The sequence below is a fragment of the Yaniella soli genome (assembly GCF_054782375.1).
In genome coordinates this window covers 1-22485 of sequence record NZ_BAAGSP010000030.1, presented here as the reverse complement: position 1 = coordinate 22485, position 22485 = coordinate 1, and the positions used below count along the sequence as shown (strand labels likewise).

At 55.6% G+C, this 22485-nt stretch carries 22 protein-coding genes; 7 read left to right on the top strand and 15 right to left on the bottom strand.

Translation table 11 applies throughout. The features are described 5' to 3' along the window. Positions 1-156: 156 nt before the first annotated feature. From aceE to fabF, 7 genes are all read left to right on the top strand, one after another. On the top strand, positions 157-2907 hold the full coding sequence (gene aceE, locus ACYVJT_RS13005) for a pyruvate dehydrogenase (acetyl-transferring), homodimeric type (RefSeq protein ID WP_343958316.1): 2751 nt from the start codon (positions 157-159) through the stop codon (positions 2905-2907). Positions 2908-3045: 138 nt separating this feature from the next. After that, positions 3046-4326 (top strand): tryptophan synthase subunit beta, encoded by a 1281-nt coding sequence (trpB, locus tag ACYVJT_RS13000; protein ID WP_343958318.1) that lies wholly within the window; start codon positions 3046-3048, stop codon positions 4324-4326. 3 nt (positions 4327-4329) lie between these two features. Next, a complete protein-coding gene (locus ACYVJT_RS12995; RefSeq protein ID WP_343958320.1) occupies positions 4330-5538 on the top strand; it encodes a PucR family transcriptional regulator in 1209 nt (402 codons plus the stop codon). Positions 5539-5662: 124 nt separating this feature from the next. Next, positions 5663-6598 carry an ACP S-malonyltransferase gene (locus tag ACYVJT_RS12990; RefSeq protein ID WP_343958321.1) on the top strand — a complete coding sequence of 312 codons (936 nt, stop codon included), beginning with the start codon at positions 5663-5665 and terminating at the stop codon, positions 6596-6598. 8 nt (positions 6599-6606) lie between these two features. After that, a complete protein-coding gene (locus ACYVJT_RS12985; protein ID WP_343958322.1) occupies positions 6607-7665 on the top strand; it encodes a beta-ketoacyl-ACP synthase III in 1059 nt (352 codons plus the stop codon). A gap of 77 nt (positions 7666-7742) precedes the next feature. Next, positions 7743-7985, top strand: a complete 243-nt coding sequence (locus ACYVJT_RS12980; protein ID WP_343958323.1) for an acyl carrier protein — start codon at positions 7743-7745, stop codon at positions 7983-7985. 133 nt (positions 7986-8118) lie between these two features. Beyond that, positions 8119-9363 (top strand): beta-ketoacyl-ACP synthase II, encoded by a 1245-nt coding sequence (gene fabF / locus ACYVJT_RS12975; protein WP_343958325.1) that lies wholly within the window; start codon positions 8119-8121, stop codon positions 9361-9363. 81 nt (positions 9364-9444) lie between these two features. Here the strand turns inward: fabF and ACYVJT_RS12970 are convergent, their stop codons facing one another. From ACYVJT_RS12970 to ACYVJT_RS12900, 15 genes are all read right to left on the bottom strand, one after another. Further along, positions 9445-9948: a DUF3145 domain-containing protein gene (locus ACYVJT_RS12970; RefSeq protein WP_343958327.1), complete on the bottom strand. Its 504-nt coding sequence runs from the start codon at positions 9946-9948 to the stop codon at positions 9445-9447. 170 nt (positions 9949-10118) lie between these two features. Further along, positions 10119-11078 carry a tyrosine recombinase XerC gene (locus ACYVJT_RS12965; RefSeq protein WP_343958329.1) on the bottom strand — a complete coding sequence of 320 codons (960 nt, stop codon included), beginning with the start codon at positions 11076-11078 and terminating at the stop codon, positions 10119-10121. Between the two features lie 38 nt (positions 11079-11116). After that, positions 11117-12313 carry a DNA-processing protein DprA gene (gene dprA, locus ACYVJT_RS12960; RefSeq protein WP_343958331.1) on the bottom strand — a complete coding sequence of 399 codons (1197 nt, stop codon included), beginning with the start codon at positions 12311-12313 and terminating at the stop codon, positions 11117-11119. Further along, entirely contained in the window at positions 12306-13904 is a 1599-nt protein-coding gene (locus ACYVJT_RS12955) for a YifB family Mg chelatase-like AAA ATPase (RefSeq protein ID WP_343958333.1), read from the bottom strand. The genes dprA and ACYVJT_RS12955 overlap by 8 nt, the downstream gene beginning before the upstream one ends. Further along, positions 13905-14285, bottom strand: a complete 381-nt coding sequence (locus ACYVJT_RS12950; RefSeq protein WP_343958335.1) for a YraN family protein — start codon at positions 14283-14285, stop codon at positions 13905-13907. Between the two features lie 89 nt (positions 14286-14374). Further along, entirely contained in the window at positions 14375-14722 is a 348-nt protein-coding gene (locus ACYVJT_RS12945; RefSeq protein WP_343958337.1) for a DUF2469 family protein, read from the bottom strand. Between the two features lie 42 nt (positions 14723-14764). Further along, positions 14765-15445: a ribonuclease HII gene (gene rnhB, locus ACYVJT_RS12940; protein WP_343958339.1), complete on the bottom strand. Its 681-nt coding sequence runs from the start codon at positions 15443-15445 to the stop codon at positions 14765-14767. Then, positions 15442-16137, bottom strand: coding sequence for a signal peptidase I (gene lepB / locus ACYVJT_RS12935; RefSeq protein ID WP_343958341.1), 696 nt, complete (start codon positions 16135-16137; stop codon positions 15442-15444). Before lepB (ACYVJT_RS12935) ends, rnhB begins: the two co-directional genes overlap by 4 nt. Next, positions 16134-16784: a signal peptidase I gene (lepB, locus tag ACYVJT_RS12930; protein WP_343958343.1), complete on the bottom strand. Its 651-nt coding sequence runs from the start codon at positions 16782-16784 to the stop codon at positions 16134-16136. The genes lepB (ACYVJT_RS12935) and lepB (ACYVJT_RS12930) overlap by 4 nt, the downstream gene beginning before the upstream one ends. Positions 16785-16796: 12 nt before the next feature. Next, the gene (rplS, locus tag ACYVJT_RS12925; protein ID WP_343958345.1) at positions 16797-17141 is read right to left on the bottom strand and encodes a 50S ribosomal protein L19; all 345 of its coding nucleotides are present in this window, start codon (positions 17139-17141) and stop codon (positions 16797-16799) included. 167 nt (positions 17142-17308) lie between these two features. Further along, entirely contained in the window at positions 17309-18019 is a 711-nt protein-coding gene (gene trmD, locus ACYVJT_RS12920) for a tRNA (guanosine(37)-N1)-methyltransferase TrmD (RefSeq protein ID WP_343958347.1), read from the bottom strand. Further along, positions 18019-18570 carry a ribosome maturation factor RimM gene (gene rimM / locus ACYVJT_RS12915; protein WP_343958349.1) on the bottom strand — a complete coding sequence of 184 codons (552 nt, stop codon included), beginning with the start codon at positions 18568-18570 and terminating at the stop codon, positions 18019-18021. The genes trmD and rimM overlap by 1 nt, the downstream gene beginning before the upstream one ends. 175 nt (positions 18571-18745) lie before the next feature. Beyond that, positions 18746-19096, bottom strand: a complete 351-nt coding sequence (locus ACYVJT_RS12910) for a hypothetical protein (RefSeq protein WP_343958351.1) — start codon at positions 19094-19096, stop codon at positions 18746-18748. 14 nt (positions 19097-19110) lie between these two features. Further along, positions 19111-21606, bottom strand: coding sequence for a glycosyltransferase family 2 protein (locus ACYVJT_RS12905; RefSeq protein WP_343958353.1), 2496 nt, complete (start codon positions 21604-21606; stop codon positions 19111-19113). A 241-nt stretch (positions 21607-21847) separates the two neighbouring features. Next, positions 21848-22312: a hypothetical protein gene (locus ACYVJT_RS12900; protein ID WP_343958355.1), complete on the bottom strand. Its 465-nt coding sequence runs from the start codon at positions 22310-22312 to the stop codon at positions 21848-21850. Between the last annotated feature and the right edge of the window lie 173 nt (positions 22313-22485).

The window sequence follows — 22485 nt, the reverse complement described above, 5'->3', positions numbered from 1 at the left end:
AACTGAACTACGAACTACCGAATTTCGGCGCCCACTTGCCGTTGAGGGGTAGAATCCTGATGAGATCCCTTTGACATGACGCATTTGAGCGCACAACGTCGAATGCGTACCGATGACGACCTGACAAGATGTCGTTAGTGAAAGAAAGAGGTCACTGTGAGCACAGCCGAAGAGAGCTATGACATCCGAAGTGGTTTGACCGACCACGCACCCGATAAAGATCCTGAAGAAACATCTGAATGGATTGAGTCTTTTGACAGTCTGGTAGATATCGCCGGAACAGAGCGCGCTGAGTACATCATGCGCCAACTGTTGCAGCGTGCGAGCACACAATCTGTTGCCGTACCGATGGTGACGACTACCGACTACGTCAACACCATTCCGGCCGATCAGGAACCGGACTACCCAGGTGACGAGGAATTAGAGCGTCGCTATCGCAACTACTTGCGTTGGAACGCAGCTGCCATCGTGCAGCGCGCACAGCGTGACGGTGTTGGCGTTGGTGGCCACATTTCGTCCTACGCCGGCCAAGCAACCCTGTATGAAGTTGGCCTGAACCACTTCTTCCGTGGTCAAGATCACGAGGGCGGCGGAGACCAGATTTTCTTCCAGGGTCACTCCTCTCCCGGGAACTACGCTCGCGCATACCTCGAAGGTCGCTTGAGTGAAGATGAGCTCGACGGCTTCCGTCAAGAAAAGTCCCAGGCACCAAACGGTCTGCCATCGTATCCACACCCAAAAATGTTGGACGATTTCTGGCAGTTCCCGACCGTGTCGATGGGTATTGGTCCGATCAACGCGATCCACCAAGCCCAGTTCAACCGCTACATTCATGACCGCGGCATTAAAGACACCTCGCAGCAGCACGTCTGGGCATTCCTTGGTGACGGCGAGATGGATGAGCCAGAATCCCGCGGTGCACTGCATATTGCTGCGCAGAACAAGTTGGACAACCTGACCTTTGTCATCAACTGTAACCTCCAGCGTCTCGACGGTCCGGTTCGCGGGAACGGCAAGATCGTCCAGGAGCTCGAAGCCACCTTCCGCGGCGCCGGCTGGAACGTCATCAAAGTCCTCTGGGGTCGTGAGTGGGATCCATTACTGGAAGCCGATGACACCGGTGAACTCGTGCGCGTCATGAACGAAACCCCTGACGGCGACTACCAGACTTATAAGGCCGAAGACGGCGGATTCGTCCGCGAACACTTCTTCGGGCGGTCTTCGACCACCAAGGAACTGGTAGCCGACATGTCTGATGAAGACATCTGGAAGCTCAAGCGCGGTGGCCACGACTACAAGAAGGTCTACGCCGCCTACAAGGCTGCGACCGAATCCAATGGCAAACCGACCGTCATTTTGGCCCACACCATTAAGGGCTACGGTCTGGGGACCACGTTCGAGGGCCGCAACGCGACGCACCAGATGAAAGAAATGACGATCGACGAGATCAAACTCTTCCGCGATCGTCACCGCATCCCCGTCTCGGACGAAGAGATCGAAAAAGATCAGCACGCCATGCCGTACTACCACCCCGGTGCGGATGCTCCCGAGATCAAGTACCTCCAGGAACGCCGTCAGAAACTTGGCGGATATGTCCCAGAGCGTCGCAAGAAGTACCATCCACTGCAGATGCCACCGGAGTCCACCTATAAGCACTCCCGCAAAGGCTCGGGCAAGCAACAAATTGCCACCACCATGGCATTTGTTCGTCTGCTGCGTGACTTGATGCGCGATAAGAATATCGGCAAGCGAATTGTGCCGATTATTCCGGATGAGGCCCGTACCTTCGGTATGGACTCGTTCTTCCCAACGGCCAAGATCTATAACCCACGCGGCCAGAACTACATGTCGGTGGACCGTGAAGCACTGCTGTCCTACAAGGAATCCACCGAAGGACAACTTTGGCACGTGGGCATTAACGAAGCCGGTGCAACCTCGGCCATGACCGCTGCGGGTACCTCGTACTCGACTCACGGCGAAATCATGATCCCGATCTACATTTTCTACTCGATGTTCGGATTCCAGCGCACCGGGGATAGCTTCTGGGCTGCCGCCGACCAGCTGACCCGTGGCTTCGTGATCGGTGCAACCGCCGGTCGGACCACCCTTGCCGGTGAAGGAACCCAGCACATGGACGGTCACTCACCGATCCTGGCTGGCACCAACCCCGGCGTGAAGCACTACGACCCGGCGTTCTCCTACGAGATCGCCCACATCATGCGCAACGGTTTGCACGAGATGTATGGCGATCACGATATGGGCGATCACGTACGCAACGTGATGTACTACATCACCGTGTACAACGAGCCGATCACCCACCAGCCAGAACCAGAAGACATGGACATTGATGGCTTGCTGAAGGGTATCTACCGCTACTCAACCTCCGATATTGGCGGGCCAAAGGCCAACCTGTTCGGCTCGGGCGTATCACTGCCGTGGGTCATCGAAGCCGCAGAAGTGCTCGCCGATGACTGGGGCGTATCAGCTGATGTTTGGTCGGTGACCAGCTGGAACGAACTGCGCCGCGATGCCGTAGCCGCAGAACGTGAACGCATCACCAACCCAGACGCCGAACCACGGGTCCCCTACATCACCCAGGTGATGTCTGAGACCGAGGGTCCGGTTGTGGCCACGACCGACTTTGCGACACTGCTGCCGGACCAGATCCGCCAGTACGTGCCCAATGAGTTCGCAACCCTGGGTGCCGATGACTTCGGATTCTCCGAAACTCGCGCCGCCGCACGCCGCTACTTCAAGATTGACACCCACTCTGTGGTCGTCCGCGCCCTGCAGATGCTGGAAGAATCTGGCGACGTAGAAGAAGGCACCGCCTCCTCGGCGTTTGCCAAGTACGGCCTTGATGATGTCAACCGCGGTACCACCGGTACAGCAGGTGGCGACTCCTAAGCTGTCACCATACAATTGAACATCCACTTGCGGGGTGCTGGAAATTCTCCAGCACCCCGCACAGTGTTTAACCCCCGGGGCACACGGACACCGGAGCGGTGCAGTGCTCAACCTCATAGCCTGGGCTACGATAGAGCCGTGTTAAACCATCCTGAATCCTCCGCAGCCCCATCCACACTGGCCGAAGCAGCCGACCTGATCCGCACACCCGAATTGAAGCCAACCAATGACGGGCACTTTGGCGCATATGGCGGCGCCGTCCTACCTGATGCACTGGCTCGGCCCATGGAAGACGTGGCAAAAGCCTATGAGGAAGCTCGGCAAGACCCCGCGTTCTATGCAGAATACACACGCTTACTGCGCGACGTGGTCGGCCGCCCAACACCACTGATGCTGGCAGAGCGCCTGACCGAAGCCGCCGGTGGCGCAAAGATCTTCTTGAAACGCGAAGACCTCAACCACACCGGTGCCCACAAGATCAACCACACCCTGGGTGAAGTGCTGTTAGCTAAGCGCATGGGCAAACAAACCGTCATCGCAGAAACGGGTGCCGGACAACACGGTGTTGCCCTGGCCGCTGCAGCAGCGCTGGTCGGGTTGGACTGCGAAATCCACATGGGTGCCGTTGATGTGGCAAAACAACACCCCAACGTCGTGCGCATGCAACTCCTTGGCGCCAAGGTGGTCTCGGTTGAACGCGGCGGCGCAACGCTCAAAGAAGCAGTCGATTCAGCCTTCGAAGTCTATGCACAATACCCCGAACAGTATCTCTATGCCATCGGCTCTGTTGTTGGGCCCCACCCATTCCCCACCCTGGTGCGTGACTTCCAAGCTATCGTCGGCGCTGAAACTCGAACACAATTCCTACAGGGCAATGACGGTACCCTGCCCACCGCAGTCATCGCTTCGGTAGGTGGCGGCTCAAACGCCATGGGCGCCTTCACAGCATTCCTCGATGACGACGATGTGCGACTGATCGGTGTGGAGCCCGGCGGCTCAGGAAGTGAACTGGGCCAACACGCGATGACCATGTCCAAGGGGGCCACCGGTGTGCTCCACGGCATGACCACCCGCGTACTCACCGATGCAACCGGTGAGCCTGCACCGGTCCATTCGATCGCCTCCGGCCTGGACTATCCGGGCGTTGGTCCACAACACGTTTTCCTCGCCGAAGCTGGCAGAGTCGAATATGTCTCGGCCAACGATGGTCACACATTAGAGGCCTTCCAACTCGTGTCCCGCACCGAGGGTATTATTCCAGCGCTCGAGTCCTCCCACGCCATAGCCGAAGCACTCCGGTTGGCACCTCAACTCGGCAGCTACGCTTCGATCGTCGTGAACCTGTCGGGTCGCGGAGATAAAGACATCGACTATGTGGCCGACAAGATCGAGCTCGCAACCCCGGAGGTGGTGCGGTAGTCGATGAATAGTTGGTCAACCAAGTTCCCAAGAGCCGTCTCGAACGAGGCGAAGGCCGCCGTGCGAGCCCATCTCGGCGAGCTCAAAACGGCTGTGCTTCATCAACTCAACACCTCACTCCCCTGGTTTCGTGAACTGCCCGCAAACCAACGAGCCAGCCTGGGCGAAATTGCGCAACAAGGGCTCAGTACCTTTGCCGACTGGTTTGAACACAGCGAGAAGAAGGTCAAAATCTCGGTTTCGGGTGTACTGCACTCGGTGTTCGGCAATGCCCCACCCGAACTCTCCAGGATTGTCACGCTCCAACAGGCCGTGCAACTGCTGCGCACAGTACTACAGGTAGTCGAAACCCAGCTCCCGGCCATTGTGGCGGAACCAGATAAAACCGCGGCTCGATACGCCGTGGTGTTCTACTCACGAGAGATTGCCTTTGCTCTGGCCGAAGTCTATGCCCGGGCCGCAGAGACGCGCGGTTCCTGGGATGCCAGGCTCGAGACGCTGTTATTGGATTCCATCCTGGCCGGCGACCGCGCCGATGAAATTCGCTCCAGAGCAGCAGCAACAGGTTGGAAAGCCACCAGCGGTATTACGGTCATGGTCGGGCACCCCGCACAGCTCGATGAAGCACAACTGGTGGCACAACTGCGTGAGGTGGCCTCCCGGTCGAGGCTGGAAATACTGATCGGCGTCTTATCTGACCGGTTGGCGATCGTGCTCGGCTCGGTTCGCGATATCGAGACCGACACGCGGACCATTCAACGCGGATTCGGTGACGGTCCGATTGTCTACGGGCGGATGGTCGATTCACTCGTTGATGCGCCACAGTCTGCGCAAGAAGCGCTCGAAGGATTCTCTGCCGCACCTGCCTGGCCCGGTGCGCCACGACCCATTTCAGCAGCCGAGCTGCTGCCCGAACGTGCGCTCAATGGTGACCAGATCGCCCGTAGCGCTTTGACCTCCCAGGTGTATCAGCGGTTGGCACGTGCCGGGCATTCACTGTTAGAAACCGTCGATGTCTACACCACGACCGGTGGCTCATTAGAAGCCACCGCACGCCAGTTGTTTATTCATGCCAATACCGTTCGCTATCGCTTGAAGCGCGTATCCGAGTTAACCGGCTGGGATCCAACTTCACCCAGAGATGCATATGTCCTACAAGTTGCGCTCATGACGGGTAGACTTGATACGGTCTTAAATCAGCCAGAACAATGACCAGAACCAAAATCGCCGCCGAGTCGCCAGCGTTTCATTTTTGTAGGATTCCTACAAAAAGCGCGACTATACTCGGGGACTACCTTTACTGGTTCTGACCGAAGAATTTGGAAGAGTTGACTCTATGCTCGCAATCGTGTGCCCAGGACAGGGCTCCCAGACGCCAGGCTTCCTGGAACCGTGGCTCGAACTGCCCGGTATCTCTGACACCCTGAAGGAATGGTCCAACGCCACTAACGTCGACTTGGTGACTCATGGGACAACCTCCGATGAAGACACCATCAAAGATACCGCTGTCGCACAGCCCTTGATCGTGGCAGCTGGTCTACTCGCGGCCCAGGCTATGGGAACCGACAAGCTGGATCCGGCCACCTGGATGACGGCGGGGCACTCGGTTGGTGAAATTACCGCAGCCGGTCTGTCGGGTGTCCTCTCCCCTGTCGATGCACTCGAATTTGTTCGCGTCCGCGCCCAGGGCATGGCAACTGCCTCGGCGGCCGAAACAACCGGCATGGCCGCAATTCTTGGCGGCGACCAAGATGAAGTCATCAAATATTTGGAAGACTTGGACATGACTCCGGCTAATGTCAACGGTGGTGGCCAGGTCGTCGCCGCCGGTTCTAAAGAAGCCCTGGCACACCTTGCCGAGCATCCGATGGAGAAAACTCGCGTCATAGAGCTGAAAGTCGCCGGTGCGTTCCACACCCAATACATGGCCTCTGCGGTTGCTGAGTTGGAATCCTATGCCAACACGTTGACCCCGCAGAACCCGAGTATGGCGCTGGCTTCCAACCGCGACGGCGCCGTCGTAGATTCTGGCCAGGCATTCGTGGATCGGCTGATACAGCAGGTCACGTCCCCGGTTCGTTGGGACCTGTGCCAACACACTATGGTGGATGCCGGCGTGACCGGTATACTTGAGCTTTTGCCGGGTGGAACCCTGACCGGTATCGCACGGCGCGCCATGAAGGGTGTCAAAACTCTGGCGATCAAAACTCCGGCTGATCTCGACAAAGCTCAAGAATTTATCGCCGAACATACCCAGAACATCTCAGCGTAAGGTCTATCGTGTCTACAGTCAGTTTGAACCAATACAATCCGACCAAGGGAAGTCGCATCCTCTCCGTCGGGGCATTTCGTCCAAATAATCTCGTGAACAACGAAGACTTAGCCGGACCGATCGATTCATCTGATGAATGGATCCAACAGCGCACCGGGATTGTCACTCGTCAACGCGCTGAAGCAGATGTCGCCCTGTACGACATGGCACTAGCTGCCGGGAAACAAGCCATTGATCGTGCCGGCATCAAAGCCTCAGATCTTGATGCAATTCTCGTCTCGACCGTCACCTTCCCGTATCCGACCGGCTCGGTTGCGGCGCTGATCGCCGGCGAATTAGAGATCACCGTTCCGGCCTACGATATTTCTGCTGCCTGTGCTGGCTACTGCTACGGCGTCGCCCAAGCCGATGCGCTTGTGCGTTCTGGCATGGCCGACAAAGTCCTGGTCATCGGTGCAGAAAAACTCTCAGACTTCGTGGACCCCACAGATCGTTCGATTTCCTTTTTGCTCGGCGACGGTGCAGGTGCGGTCGTCGTGGGTGGTTCTGAAGAACCAGGTATCTCAAAGTCGAACTGGGGTTCCAAAGGGCAAGACTGGGACATGATCCGTATGACCCATTCCAACCTCGACATGCGCGATGCCATCCACGAGGTAGAGCGCACCGGCGATCCAACCGCCATTACCGAACCCGGTAGCCAGGGAAGCCTCTGGCCAACCCTGCGCCAAGAAGGTCCGTCGGTCTTCCGTTGGGCAGTCTGGGAAATGGCCAAAGTTGCCAAGCAAACCCTCGAAGATGCTGGCGTCACCGCTGAGGATCTCTCAGCATTTCTGCCACACCAGGCAAATATGCGTATTATTGACGAGTTCGCCAAACAACTCAAACTTCCCGACCACGTGGCCATTGGTCGCGATATCGCAGACGCAGGCAATACCTCTGCCGCATCTATTCCACTGGCGATGCATCGCCTGTTAGAAGAACGACCAGAACTCTCTGGTGGTTTGGCCTTACAAATTGGTTTTGGTGCCGGACTGGTCTACGGCGCCCAGGTCGTTCGACTGCCATAAGTCGACTATCTGCACTGACCAGCACATCGTACACCCTGTGCAAAGACACTTTGCACGCCTATTTAAAGGAGCCGCTCATGGCTAATAAAGAAGACATCCTCGCCGGCCTCGCCGAAATCGTCAACGAAGAAACCGGTCTGGAGACTGAAGAAGTCCAGCTGGACAAAAACTTCACCGACGACCTCGACATTGACTCGATCTCGATGATGACCATTGTCGTCAACGCCGAAGAAAAATTCGACGTGAAAATTCCAGACGAAGAAGTCAAAAACCTTCAGACCGTCCAGGACGCCGTCGATTTCATCGCAAACGCTTCCTAACGGATGAGGACGGACCAGACAGGTCCGCTATGAGCGGTGGGCCGGGAGCAATCCCGGCCCCGCAGGCCGCCCACCACTTCCGATTCACGAACCACTCGGCCACAACACAGGCCATCTAGAAAAGGCATTGGATATGACCCGTAAAGCCGTAATTACCGGTCTTGGAGCGACGTCCCCAATCGGTGGCGACGTAGACACCATGTGGGCAAACGCCCTGGCAGGTACCTCTGGTGCGCGGCCAATCGAAAAAGACTGGGTAGAAGAATATGACCTGCCAGTAACCTTCGCTGCGCAACTGACAAACGAGCCAACCGAGGTATTGTCACGCGTCGAAGCACGCCGCATGGATCCAACCACACAAATGGGTCTTGTCGCAGCACGAGAAGCCTGGAACGACTCCGGACTGTCAGATGACGACTTCGAGCCAGAACGCTTCGCAGTAGCCTTTGGTACCGGCATCGGTGGCGTATGGACGCTCCTCGACTCGTGGGACAATCTCCGCGAAAAAGGCCCTCGTCGCGTACTCCCAATGACCGTACCCATGCTCATGCCAAATGGTGCTGCCGCTGCCATCTCCATGGATCTGTCAGCACGCGGTGGAGCTATCACAACCGTCTCCGCGTGTGCCTCGGGAACCGAAGCAATGGATAACGCTCGACGTCTGATCGAAACCGGCGACGCCGATGTCGTCGTCACCGGTGGCGCAGAAGCAGCCATCCACCCACTACCCATCGCAGGCTTCGCCTCGATGCAGGCACTGTCCAAGCGCAATGATAACCCGACAGCAGCCTCACGCCCATACGACACTGACCGTGACGGCTTTGTGCTCGGTGAAGGCGCCGGCGCACTCGTAGTCGAATCCGAAGAACACGCCCGAGCCCGCGGCGCCAAAATCTACGCGGTCCTGTCCGGCTCCGGCATTTCCTCAGACGCCCATCACATTACGGCCCCCGAGCCAGAAGGCAACGGTGCTGCACGCGCACTGCGCAAAGCGATTGCCAGTGATGAGATCGAGCTGAGCGACGTCGTCCACGTCAATGCGCACGCGACCTCCACTCCCGTAGGCGACCGCCCAGAATACGTGGCCATGAAAGCAGTCTTTGGTGACCATCTGGACAACATTCAGGTATCGGCTACCAAATCACAGACCGGCCACCTCTTAGGTGCCTCAGGTGCGCTTGAAGCCATCTTCACCGTGCTGGCCATCCACCACCGCAAGACGCCGGTGACCATCAACCTGGACAACCAGGATCCAGACATTCCACTCAACGTTGTCAGTGGCACACCAGGTGAACTGCCATCCGGTGATATTGCTGCGTTGAGTAACTCCTTTGGCTTTGGAGGCCACAACGCGGTCGTCGCGTTCCGGAGCTACTAAGCCGATTTAAACGACTCAATGGAGGGCGGTTCCGACTATCGGAGCCGCCCTCCATCGTGTCTATGAAGGATCGTTGAGGCGTTAGCCTACCTGGTGCAACCAACGCACATTGGCGCCGTCTGCTGCTTGGCGGAACGGTTCCAGTTCCTCATCCCAAGCTTCACCCAGTGCAAGCGAAAGTTCGTGGTACACCGCTGACGGTTCACCTGCCGCCTGCTCATAGGCATACCGGATGCGGTCTTCGGAGACCATGATGTTGCCGGTGACATCCGTGGTGGCATGGAAAATGCCGAGTTCAGGGGTATGCGACCAGCGCGAACCGTCAGAGCCCTCAGAGGCTTCTTCAGTAATTTCATAGCGCAGGTGGGCCCAGCCTCGAAGAGACGAGGCCAATTTGGCGCCACTGCCCTGGTGCGCCATCCAGTTGATTTCAGCGCGGTACGTCCCCGGGGCGGCGGGCTGGGATTCCCATTCGAGTTTTTCTTGGGCACCCAAAGCAGCCCCGACTGCCCACTCAATATGTGGGCACAGGGCTGCAGGGGCAGAGTGCACGTACAGTACACCTCTTGCGTCAATGCCAGACATTCCGATCCTCCATTGTTAGCGATACGTCTTCCCCTACGACCACTCAATATGGGATCTCTATGAACTGACAGCAACCATTATGCCTGATCGGATTCATTATAGCCACCAGCACCACGACAAGTAGCGTAACGTGACTGGATGTCGCTAAATTGTCCGGAACTTCTTTTCGGTCATGCCCGTGGGTGTGCCTGGCGATAACCCTGACGTAAGCGATCTATCGAAACATGCGTGTACAGCTGGGTGGTTTGCAGCGACTCGTGTCCGAGGAGTTCTTGGACTGAACGCAGATCCGCTCCCCCGTCCAGCAGGTGTGTGGCGGCCGTATGGCGCAGCACGTGCACACCTGAAGCTGACGTAGTCCCCAAGTCTTTGAGTACTGCATTGACGACCTCACGGATCTGACGGGCCCCAATGCGCTTGCCTCGAGAACCAAGAAAGACCGCCGGCGACTGATGATTGTTCGCTACAACCTGTGGCCGACCACGATGCAACCACTGCTCAATAGCGTCCACCGCCGGGTTGGTCAACGGCACAACACGCTGCTTGTCACCTTTACCGGTCACTTTGATCATCGCACGGGAAAAGTCGACATCATCAATATCGAGCCCCTCCAGCTCAGCAACACGAATCCCAGTGGAGTACAGCACCTCAACCATGGCCAGATCTCGCAAAGCCAGCGGATCTATTTGCGTACCATCTGTACTCACCGCCTTGGCTTTCAAGCCTTCCAACGCCTGGCGCATTTGCGCCTTCGAGAGGGTGTCCGGCAGATGCGACGCCGTCTTGGAGGCCACAAGACGTGCTGCTGGGTCGTCGTCGCGAATCCCCTGGCGTACGAGCCATGCCATGAATTGGCGCACCGAGGTGCTTTTGCGCGCAAGCGTTGTTCGGCCAATGCCATGACGGGTCAATTGCGCAAGCCAGCCGCGCAACTCTTCGAGCGTAATCTCTCGGAAGACCGGCACGGGGTCTTGAGCTTGTGCCGAAGCGGTCTGAAGATCTGAGGCGAGGCCTTGCACATCCGAGCGGTACGAACGAATGGTGTGGTCGGATCGGTTCATCTCGTGTTTCAGATGATGGCAGTATTCATCAATAAGCTCGGCATCCTGAGATGAAATATTGCTAACCATAACTTCACTCTGGCACGAATAACGCTCCCAACAAAGCATCATCTGATGGTGTCTCGACCTTTCCGCCAGCCTTGCTCATTGCGTGCCACCAGCTCGTCGCGTGACAGCTTGGCTAGAATCCCGGTGATTCGCGGAACAGACAGGCCCGTGATGCCGCACAGATGCTCAACGGTGGTTCTGCCTCGTACCGGAAGCGCGTCAAAGACCAGCATTTCTTCGGTCGTCAATGTGTCATAGGCACGTTCGTCACCCCGCGGCTGCTGTGCTGCGGGCGCATCGGTGAACGTGTCGAACATCGACTCAAGATCTGCGGGATCATCGATGAGCATCGTGGGTGTTTCCTTGATGAGGCGATGGCACCCCGCTGAGGTTGGTACGTTGATCGGTCCGGGCACAGCACCAACGCTGCGACCGAGGTCGTGAGCATGATGGGCGGTATTGAGCGCACCGGAACGATAGCGCGCTTCAACCACAATCGTTGCGTTGGCAAGTGCTGCGATCAGACGGTTGCGATTCAGAAAACGATAGCGGTTGGGCCGCATGCCAGGTGGCATCTCTGAGACGAGCAGCCCGTCAGCAGCGATCTGGTGCAGCAGCTCGACGTTACCAGCTGGATAGAACCGATCCAGACCACCGGCCAACACAGCAATGGTCGCCACACCCGGCGCTGATGCACCTAATGCGGTCCGGTGCGCTCGGGCGTCGATACCGTAGGCGCCACCTGAAAGCACGGTCAGGCCCATACTGCGTGCCTTGGTGGCCAGCATGGTAGTTGCAGCATCACCGTAGCTTGTGACCTCGCGGGAGCCCACCAGCCCTACTACACGCTCCACAGGCGGTATCGCTGCGCTGCCCAGGGTCCACAGCCCGATAGGTTCGGTTGAGGCGAGGTCTGCGAGCGCACACGGCCAGTCGTCATCTTCTGGGATGATGAAGTGTCCACCAAGTGAGGCGATGTAGTCCAGAGCCTGGTTGGGATTGAGATATGTGCTTCTGCGACGCCAGCGTTGGATTGCCTCACCAATTGTGTTGCGCAGTTTCTTTGTAAAGTCACCGTCGTTGGCATATGCACCGACCAGTGCGATCCAGTCTTGCTGTGTTGGTGTCTGTCCCTGGATGATCTCGAGGAGTCGTATCGGACCCCAGGCTTTTGAGGCGATGACGCCGTAGGCGTCTGCCGGTTCGATGACCTGGGTGAGCCCGGCGCGTGCTGTGCGGATAGCGTGGTCAGCCATGGTGGTCTCCGGTGGTGTTGAGTCGTAAGTACAGGGCCATATCCACGTGGTCTGCCGTCGGCCGATCAGCGTCTAAGAGGTCGGCGATAGTCCAAGCCACACGAAGAATGCGCCCATACCCTCTGGCCGAGATCTGTTGGGTGTCCAGGGCTTGTTGGAGTATCCGATGGCCTGCACCGTCCACTGCCAGTGCCGACTCATGGAAGAGCTGCATAGGCACTTGACCATTGCGGCTCAACCCATAGGGTGCCAGCCGCTGCTGGGCACGTTGAACGGCCGCGGCCACGCGCGCTCCAACGTCAGCCGAGGATTCCGCTGCTGCCTGGGTCATGAGGTGTTGTGATGTCACGGGCTCCACGCTGACTTGTAGGTCCACCCGGTCCAACAGCGGTCCGGAGAGTTTGGCTGCATAGCGCCTGCGTTGCAACGAGGTACACCGGCATTGTTTGCCGGTACCGTAGCCGTGGCCGCACGGACACGGATTGGTCGCCATGACTAATTGGAACTGAGCGGGAAACTCCACGGTGTGTCTGGCGCGATGCACAATCACGCGGCCGGTTTCTAACGGTTGGCGCAGTGTCTCGAGCACCGGGCGTTTGAATTCTGCGGCTTCATCGAGAAACAACACGCCCCCGTGAGCTTTCGAAACCGCACCGGGCCGGATGGTGCCCGAACCCCCACCAATCAGTGCTGTAACCGTTGCCGAGTGATGTGGTGCTTCAAATGGTGATTGGCCCGGCAGTGTCGTCAATGCACGCTCACCCTCAGATAACGACTTCAGTGCCGCATGTTCCAGTGCGGTGGACGGCTCCATATCCGGCATGATCGTCGGCAGTCGTTGTGCCAACATCGTTTTGCCTGCTCCGGGCGGGCCATTGAGTAACAGATGGTGCCCGCCAGCTGCGGCAATCTCTAAGGCCCAACGTGCTTCGTGTTGGCCCTGCAGCTCTGCCAGATCGACTCCTGGCTCTACGGGCACCGGGTCAGGCTGCGATACGCCGGTTGGTTCGCTTCGAACCACCGGTGCGGGTTCTACCGGCCCGCCAAAAGCATGGGCGACTTCGCTCAGGTGTCCATAGGCACGTACGCGAGCTCCAGGCACCATGGCGGCTTCTGCTGCTGAGGCTTGTGCGACCACAATGTCGGTGTAGCCCGCGTCGACGGCAGCCATCACCGCGGGAAGAATGCCTGGCGCAGATTGCAGTGACCCATCAAGGCCCAGTGCCGCGAGAAAAACCGGTCCGGTTTCGCGAGTAACGGCGTAGTCGGCACCCCATGCTGCCATGATGATTGCCAGGTCAAAGAGCGAGCCACGCTTCTGTAAAGAAGCCGGCGTGAGATTGACCGTGAGATGCCGTCGGGTCAGATCTAAGCCAGAGTTGCGTGCTGCCGCCCGAATACGGTCCTTGGCTTCCTGTAGGGATTGATCTGGCAATCCCAAGAGTGTGAAGCCGGGCAGTGCGTTGCCGATGTCGGCTTCGATCGTGACTAGTTGCCCCTGCATCCCGTTCAAGGCCACGCTGTAGCTTCGTCCGATGCGGGTGGTGGTTTTGACGTTGAGTAGTACAGGCGAGTCGTGTGAGGTGTCCATTTACGTCACATCCTGCAACAGCTCTGCTGTGACGTCGCCGTCGTCGTCAATCAGCACGCCCACCAGATCCACACGTATCGGTGTGTGCGCGAATCTGGGGTACACCGTTTGTTTATAGTGCAGCAGCCCTTTTTGGATCCGTAGCAGCTGGTAAGCCGTCAGGGAGCCCAGCGGGGTTCCATAACGAGTACCCATTCGGGTTTTGATTTCAATGGCCACTAAGTGATGCCGGTGGTAGGCAATCACATCGACTTCACCGGCTGCCGCCTGCCAGTTGCGTGCCAGAATCTGGTAACCGGCACCTGCCAGTGCTTCCACGGCAATGTCTTCACCGTGTTTGCCCAATGCGTGCGGGCCATCCTGTGAGGAGTTCGTTGACATATGGGCCTCACCTCCACCGACAGTCTCATCGACAGACACTGTGTTGTGGCGAGGATCAGCCCAAAATGTGGATAACCAACGAGGGGCGCTCAGCCTGGGGACGGCGGTGGGACCAACGGTCCGTCTGCCGGCATATCGGAGTCTTCCCGATTCGGGAGTTCTTCAATATTGATGTCTCGAAAGCTCAGTATTCTCGCGCGCTGGATGAACCGCGAGGAACGATAGACGTCCCAGACCCACGCATCTTCGATGAGTAATTCGAAGTAGGTGTCGCCGGTTTCGTGGTGTGTGACCATCTCGACGGAGTTGGCCAGATAAAACCGCCGGTCGGTTTCGACGATGTATCGAAAGATACCGATCACGTCCCGGTACTCTTTGTACAGGTTGAGTTCTAGGTCGGCCGCATATTTTGCCAACTCATCATCGTGATCAGTCATGCATCACATCGTAGTGCGTTGCGCTGTGGACCAAGACCAGGGTTACAACAAGCGCAGTTGAAGATCATCGGGCACCAGATTCCAAGACCGGCGGTGATGTTCACACACGCCGGTCTCAACCAACGCCGCACGGTGTGAGGCAGAGCCATAGCCCTTATTGCCATCCCACCCGTAGGCAGGAAACTGGTCGGCTAGTTCGACCATGAGTGCATCGCGTGCGACCTTGGCGATAATAGCGGCTGCCGAGACCGTCGAACATGTCGCGTCCGCTTTGGTTTGCAACACAATGTGCGCCTCGACCGGAGCAAGGGCTTGTGTCAGTGCCGACGGCGCGTCATTCAACCACTGCGTATTGCCATCCAACACCAGACCGTGCGGTGGATCAATAGCAGCGACCAGCTCATGCCATGCCCGTCTGCCAGCAAGACCTAACGCCGCGGTAATACCGTAGGCGTCAATCTCTTGTGCAGATGCCAGCCCGACGGCTGTGGTCGCCCATGCAGGAATCGCAAGCGTCATGCGCTCGCGCTGTAAAGCAGTGAGCCTCTTGGAGTCGCGTAGCCCAACGAGCGGCTCACTGACTGCCACGTCCACGGCGGCGACGCCCACGGCAACTGGTCCAGCCAGGGCGCCTCTACCTACTTCGTCCATGCCGGCAATCATGCTTCCGCCACAAGTTTGTGACAGCGTGGTTTCCACGGTGAGGTCAGGCTCGGGGATCACGGCTCGGGAACCTCTTCAAACGGTTCATCCGCCGATCCGGCAGGGCCCCACCGATCCAGCGGCCAGGCGACGACTTCAGCACGACCAACCACGTGATCAATGTTGACGAAACCATCATTTGGACCATCCATGTGAGCGCGCGAGTCACCCGACGCATCGCGGTGATCCCCCAACACCCACAGTTGGCCTTCTGGCACGGTCACGTCAAAATCGATGTCAGAGGCGGCACTGCCTGGCGCTAAGTAGGGTTCGTCGATGGCTTCACCGTTGATCACCACCTGCTGGGTTTGATCATCAACGGTCACGTGATCTCCGGGCATCCCGATGATGCGTTTGACCAAGTGCTGTTCCGAAGTCGATGGGTAGAGCCCCACGAACTCGAGGGCTTGTAAGAACGGGTTCGGGTCGGACTCGGCCGGGGGCAGCCACCCCTGGTGGTCTTCAAAGACGACCACATCGCCGCGCTTGAGTTGGTCTTCCGAATCGATCATGAGATTCACAAAGATACGGTCATTGACCTGGAGCGTATTTTCCATCGAACCCGACGGAATGAGGAAGGCTCTAAAAAAGAAGGTGCGGATGACAAACGACACCACAATGGCGATCGCAAGAATAATGAGGATTTCCCTCATACCGCGTAAAAAACCGCCAGAGCGCTTTCTGCGCCTACTACCTGCATGTTCTGCTGTCATCGTATTGTTTCCACCGGTCCATAAATCTTATCCATCTGAATCATACCCCCACCCGGCGCACCGAGCAGTGCCCGCGAATCGACCGAATCGTACCGGTTATCCCCCAGCAAGAACACACGGTCCTCAGGGACTTCTACCGTGAACGGGCTGGACGAGGCAGGCCGATCCGGTTCGGCAAGGTAGGGCTCTTCGAGCGGTTCCCCGTTGACGAGCAACCGGCCAGCATCATCGCAACACTCCACAGTATCGCCTTCAACCCCAATTATCCGCTTCACCACTGCATCGTCTTGATGTGTGATCCCCAGAATGCCCAGGGCTGTATCTTGAAAGCGCTTCAGGGTGGTCTCTGACTCGTAGGGCATGAAGCTTCCGGCCCCGTCAAAGACGATCACGTCGCCGTGCTGTGGGGTGGAGTCTTGATACGCATCAGGATCAATTTCGATGCGATCTCCCACCTCAAGGCCCGGCAGCATTGAAGCAGAGGGAATCGTGTAGGTATTGAGGTGATACGAGCGCAGACCGAACACGACTGCTACGGCAATCACCACGAGAGCCAGGACGAACAACAACCACCGGTTAACACCAACAGCGGGCCGGCTACTCGAAGATGAGTGCCCGGCCCGCTGTGGCGATGACGCTTTCGTCACGAATGCTTATGGTTAGCCGCGTTTTTCAGGAATACGTGCAGCTTTACCATGGCGGTCGCGCATGTAGTACAGCTTGGCACGACGGACGTGACCGCGTTTCTTGACTTCGATCTTGTCAACGATTGGCGAGTGCACTGGGAACTGACGCTCAATGCCAACACCGAAGGAAGTCTTGCGAACGGTGAAGGTTTCGGAAACGCCGGTACCCTGACGGGCCAGGCAGTAACCTTCAAAAACCTGAATACGCTGAGTTTTACCTTCAACAATGTTCACGTGAACTGCAACGGTGTCACCAGGACGGAAATCTGGTACATCGTCACGGACAGTCTTCTGATTCAACTGATCAATAAGATTCATGGAGTCTACTCCTAGTGGATCGCCGCAGGTCGCCCACATACTTCAGCAAGCACTTCGGCTTGCGGTGGAGGATTTCGAGGTGCAACATGAAGTTACCTCCCCGGTGTCCAACGTTGGTGACGAGATCCCCTACGGCAGATCCAACACCCGCCAGACACAACTGCCTATTATGCCATATCTTGGTGCTTTGTCCACAAATCTGGGCGACGTGTGCGCGTACGCTCGGCCTGCTGTTCTTTGCGCCACGCGGCGATCTTGGCATGATCACCGGATAACAGGATCTCCGGCACTTCGTACTCACGCCACATCGAGGGTTTGGTATACACCGGGTACTCCAACAGACCATCATCACTGTGGGATTCTTCGACCAGGGACTCAGGGTTCCCAACTACACCAGGAACCAGCCGGCCAATTGCCTCAATCATGGCAAGGGCAGCTACCTCTCCCCCATTGAGCACGTAATCGCCCAGAGACATTAGACGCACATCAAAGTGTTCGTGCGCCCAATGGAACATCCGCTCATCAATACCCTCGTAGCGGCCGCAGGCAAAGACAAGGTGCACAGCATCTGCCAGTTCAGAGGCAGCAGGCTGGTTGAACACTTCCCCCGACGGCGTGGGGACAATCAATACGGGTTTCTCAACCGGCGACGCATCCAGGATCTCCTCGAGTGCCAAGGCCCAAGGTTCCGGTTTCATGACCATGCCGGCGCCACCGCCATATGGAGTGTCATCCACTGTCTTGTGCTGATCAAATGTGTGGTCACGCAGATCATGAATATCGATCTCGAGTAAACCAATCTCCTGGGCCTTGCCGAGCAGAGAGATATTCAGAGCATCGAGATACTCAGGAAAAATACTGACAATATCAAGGCGCATCAGTCTTGGTTCAACTCCAACAAACCAGGCGGCGGGGTGATCACGATGGCACCGCGCTCCTCATCGATCTCCGGGACAATTTCTTCTACAAAGGGAAGCAGTACATCATTGCCGTTCAACAACCGAATCTCAATAAGATCCTGTGCTTCGCCGGTGATGAGATTCGATACTTCACCCAAAACGGGAGAGTCAATGACTTCCTGGTGAACTGCTAGCCCAATGAGGTCATCCGCGTACCAACTATCCTCATCAACGGTTGACTCTTCAGGTTCGGCATACAACTCACTGTTTCGCAAGGACTCCGCAGTATTTCGATCTGAGAATTCAGCAAACTTCAGAAGCATGATGTTCTTGTTCCAGCGCGCTTTTTCGACAGTCAGTGTAGGGCAAACTTCCGAGGGCGCATCACTAATCCTGACGGCAAAAGTATTATCCCTGACGAATCGCACCTCAGGAGAGTCAGTGAATAACTCGACGGTGACTTCACCACGAATGCCATGAGGTTTACCAATGCGAGCTACACGCACTTGTTTCTGGTTACTAGACTGCATTAAGAAAACTTACTTCCATCTTCGGGCCAGCATAGGTTAGGAACCCCGTCACACCCATCCTCAGCACAATCGACATCATGTTACCAATACCCGGATGCACCAGCCTAAGTCTCCGCACTGATCTCAATCCTGCTAATGAAGCACGCGATATTAAAACCGTCGGAAAACTCCTGAATTACTTACAACTCTTGTCTTCAGCGATAGCTTCAAGTCTGTCACTAAGCTCTTCCATGCTCATCTGTTGAGCATGAAGTAATCCAATAATCTTCTTCGTTGAAACGGACTCCGCCCTGCGAAGATCCTTCGATAGATTATCAACTGTGCCCCGAAAATGAAGAAGCGCCAACGTACGCTGCTGCACTTTCGATACTTGACGACGCAAGAGAGTGAGGAAAACTAGTACCAATATACTCACGAGTAATAGAGCGACGATACCAGCTTCAATACGCCAAAAGAAAGTCGCAAAACTACCAAGCAAAGCGAGCACAAAGCCGGACGCTAGAAAGAATTTATCTCTAAAATACATAAATTATGCTTTACTCACTTTTCTGCTAAAAGACTCGTCATACAATTCACGTACCAGTCGTAGCTGAAGCGACGATCTAGCACCGATTCAACCCGCTTACGATGATGCTCAGAAATTGAAAAATCTGAGTGCAAGTGCGTAATCGTATCGCGCAGTTCACCCTGCTCACTATACAAAGCTGCCTCGCCAAAGACGGCTTGCAACTCTCGCGGCAACACCGCTACCGCCCCCGAGGCCATAGCCTCAAGTATCTGCCGTCCGGGAAACTCACCAACGTGTGCATGCTGGTAAAGCACAAAGTAATCCAACGAGTAAAGAAAACTACCCACGGATATCTCATCGTGCTCGTACACTGTCCAACCATTCGGGTAGTGGTCGGCACCTAGGATCCGCAACGGTGTAGTCGCACTCCCCCTAATACGTACGTCGAAACGGCCATCCGAAGGGTACCCTTCTTCAATCAAACTGCCTTCACTCGGCCAATCCATAGATTCGTCACGGGAGTGTCTACCAACGACCGGGAAGGTGCTCCGATGCCCAAGGCGATTGTGCCGCCAATTGTCAAGATTTATTATTCCAGGTAGGTCAAACGAAGAGAGCCATTCACCACCCATATAGTGCTCCAGTGTCTTTCGGATCCTAGGACCTGCTGGCACCCATGTTGGTTCTATACCGAACGCTCTTTTGGAATTCTCTATACAGTCTTCGACAAGATATTTTATATCAGTACCGTCCAAGTTAGCCGGGGCTTCATTGGCTACAACGAACATCGAATCGATTGATAAATTGGACACCTCATAGGTGAAAAACTGTAGTATAGATGGATCCCTCAATATTAGTAAATTAATGTCAATCGATTCATCATAATAGATCTCATCAACAAGACCCTCGTTTATCATTTTCTGAATGTCGTCATTTAGCGGAGTCAAACCGACTCTATGTGTCTCCCAGTCGGACTGAAAATTGATAATGGCGAGCCGAAAGCCTGCTCGAGACAGTGCATAAATTTCTTCTAACATGTCCTTTTGCAGGTCGCCATACTGCTCCCAGTCACCAGCAAAGACAACGTCAAATTTTGGCAAACTCTCAGTGTGGTTATCAATTTCAAAACGACGAGGGATTTTCACGGCCGGTGAAGTATGTCGGCTAACAAATAGCTCCTGCGGACAGCGGTTATTGTGCCAGTGCACATAAGAAGACCTAAAGGAGCGTCGCGAACTATGCACCCATCCAGGCGCATAGTCGCCTCGCGATAGTGAACCTTCTAAGATTCGTATAATGCTCAGAGGCTCTTTAAGAGTCTTTACTTGTCGACCAGTAACCGCCTCTATACGGAAATGGTATTCCGTATCCGCGGCCTTTCTAGCTTCCAAGAAACCGCCTGCTTGTTCATAGCCTACTCTGCGAATAAACAGTGAGGACGCGTTTTGACCTAACGGAGAAGATCCCACACGGACTCGCCCTAGAAACTCATCGCATCTAACCGCGCTGATACGGCAGCCAACTGCCTCAGGATTGCTCTCCATGAAGTTGACCTGACGTTCAATACGCTCTGGGTGGGACCAATCATCGTCGTCTTGTCCTGTGATATACAGACCACTCGAAGCTGCATAGCCAATATTCCTAGCTGCATAAGTTCCGCGGTTTTCGGTGGCATGTATCACGGTAAGCCGATCGTCAAGCTGTTCTAAACGCCCGAATATATCGTCGTATTCTGGACCTGAACAGTCGTTCACTACAATGAGTTCGAGACTGTGCCAAGTCTGATCCAGAATTGAATTAACAGAGGTACGTAGTCGCATTTCATCGGGCTTAAAGACTGTTAAAACAACCGAGACCAACGGGCCCGCCGATATTTCCCTACGTGACGGTGAGACTTTTAGCCGGTCAAACGGTAGTAAACGGTCGTCCTCACGCAACCCAATCGGAGCAACATTATAACGTTCAAAGACTTGGTTAAAGGAAGCCAACCATTTATGGTGATCCGAACTTTCTCCGCCGGTAAAAGGGTTGGACATTTCCCCGCGTAAGTAGCCAAATACTTCGTGGTCAATCTTCGGGTGCTCGTCTAATAATTCTGAAGCCTTATCTAAGTTGTTTTCAACTATATGATGTTGGATCAACACTCGCAGTATCTGACGAGACAACTTACCATCGGTATCTAATGAGTTAGCCAAAGTAAGCAATTCAGTGCCGTAGAACTTATCTCCGGCTAGCAGATTCTGAGATAATACGAGTCGACCTAGCTCGCCTAATGCTACAACGTCTACGATTTGATCTTTGGCCGCCTGCACGTCAGTCAGAAGCAACTCGCAGAATTCTTGTGGGTCCACGTCTGAACGGATAGCTGCGCGCATAAGAATATCCCTTATGCTCACTGAGCGGGTTCTCAATGCGGCATTTGCCACGTTTTTAGGGCTTTTTACCCTGTCTAAATAATCGTCCAATAAGTCTTCACGACGAAGTTGGCTAATATCTCGCGTTGAGGAGGCCACCACTAAAAAACGCATCTCCTAATTGTTTAAACCACGTGCTCCTTGAACAAGAAACCCTTCTCTAGCATCGTACCTCTACGACTTATGTTTTAGATGTCGGTTGTTGTCAGTGTCGCGTACTAGAAATACTTACTAGGTCAGTTTCTATGCAAGCACGTAGTAACTAAAAGGTGCCGTCACGCGTTCGTTGGATCTAAATCTCCTCAACGCACACCTTTCCATTGTCTACGAACAGTCGGGTTGGAGCCCCTGTTGTTCAGTCGTTCATTACTATATCAACCGCTTCCATCGATCGAATCTTCATCCGACCGGTCTCAGAATCGAACTCAGCGATGCGCTCTGGTTCAGACCCGTTCGACGGATGGTATACCATTTCAAGATTTTGCTCCGGTGTCATCCGTACTCGCCAACGTGAGCCAGTTTCGCCATCGCGATCCACTGAAAACTCAAGACTACTGCGACGGGCAACTCGTAGTGCGCCACTCACGACAGTAAAATCAGCACTGGTCGCTGTAATATTTGTATGGTCTTTGTCGTATGGAACCCCTAATCGCGTCTGCATCTGGCCTGTTGAGTCGGTAACCTCAACCGACCAGTGCCTGTGAGGAGGAACCTCAGGATTATTCGCTTCATCATGCGCGCCTATCCATGCCTTACAAACAGGGTTGTCGGGATCTGTCGTGTCCCACCAGCCAATAAACGCCTTCGCCTCTGGGCGCATCCAGTGAAGCGCAATCGCATCGCCTGCGCGACCATTCCTTCGGTTCGATCGCTCCCATGAGTCAACTCTCAACCGATTAGGGCGTGTCTCCTATATGTGCGATGATTTATCGTTCAGAGTGGAGGTATGAGTCATGCTTCTACTTCTCGATATCAGACGCTGACGGATGAACA

Coding starts and splice junctions, on each gene's coding strand:
- ACYVJT_RS12945 (WP_343958337.1), bottom strand. CDS start 14,722: ATGACTGATCACGATGATGAGTTGGCAAAATATGCGGCCGACCTAGAA.
- rplS (WP_343958345.1), bottom strand. CDS start 17,141: ATGAATCTTATTGATCAGTTGAATCAGAAGACTGTCCGTGACGATGTA.
- ACYVJT_RS12995 (WP_343958320.1), top strand. CDS start 4,330: ATGAATAGTTGGTCAACCAAGTTCCCAAGAGCCGTCTCGAACGAGGCG.
- ACYVJT_RS12970 (WP_343958327.1), bottom strand. CDS start 9,948: ATGTCTGGCATTGACGCAAGAGGTGTACTGTACGTGCACTCTGCCCCT.
- lepB (WP_343958341.1), bottom strand. CDS start 16,137: ATGACAGCAGAACATGCAGGTAGTAGGCGCAGAAAGCGCTCTGGCGGT.
- fabF (WP_343958325.1), top strand. CDS start 8,119: ATGACCCGTAAAGCCGTAATTACCGGTCTTGGAGCGACGTCCCCAATC.
- ACYVJT_RS12905 (WP_343958353.1), bottom strand. CDS start 21,606: ATGCGTTTTTTAGTGGTGGCCTCCTCAACGCGAGATATTAGCCAACTT.
- ACYVJT_RS12965 (WP_343958329.1), bottom strand. CDS start 11,078: ATGGTTAGCAATATTTCATCTCAGGATGCCGAGCTTATTGATGAATAC.
- rimM (WP_343958349.1), bottom strand. CDS start 18,570: ATGCAGTCTAGTAACCAGAAACAAGTGCGTGTAGCTCGCATTGGTAAA.
- ACYVJT_RS12950 (WP_343958335.1), bottom strand. CDS start 14,285: ATGTCAACGAACTCCTCACAGGATGGCCCGCACGCATTGGGCAAACAC.
- ACYVJT_RS12900 (WP_343958355.1), bottom strand. CDS start 22,312: ATGCGCCCAGAGGCGAAGGCGTTTATTGGCTGGTGGGACACGACAGAT.
- ACYVJT_RS12955 (WP_343958333.1), bottom strand. CDS start 13,904: ATGGACACCTCACACGACTCGCCTGTACTACTCAACGTCAAAACCACC.
- ACYVJT_RS12980 (WP_343958323.1), top strand. CDS start 7,743: ATGGCTAATAAAGAAGACATCCTCGCCGGCCTCGCCGAAATCGTCAAC.
- ACYVJT_RS12910 (WP_343958351.1), bottom strand. CDS start 19,096: ATGTATTTTAGAGATAAATTCTTTCTAGCGTCCGGCTTTGTGCTCGCT.
- trmD (WP_343958347.1), bottom strand. CDS start 18,019: ATGCGCCTTGATATTGTCAGTATTTTTCCTGAGTATCTCGATGCTCTG.
- dprA (WP_343958331.1), bottom strand. CDS start 12,313: ATGGCTGACCACGCTATCCGCACAGCACGCGCCGGGCTCACCCAGGTC.
- ACYVJT_RS12990 (WP_343958321.1), top strand. CDS start 5,663: ATGCTCGCAATCGTGTGCCCAGGACAGGGCTCCCAGACGCCAGGCTTC.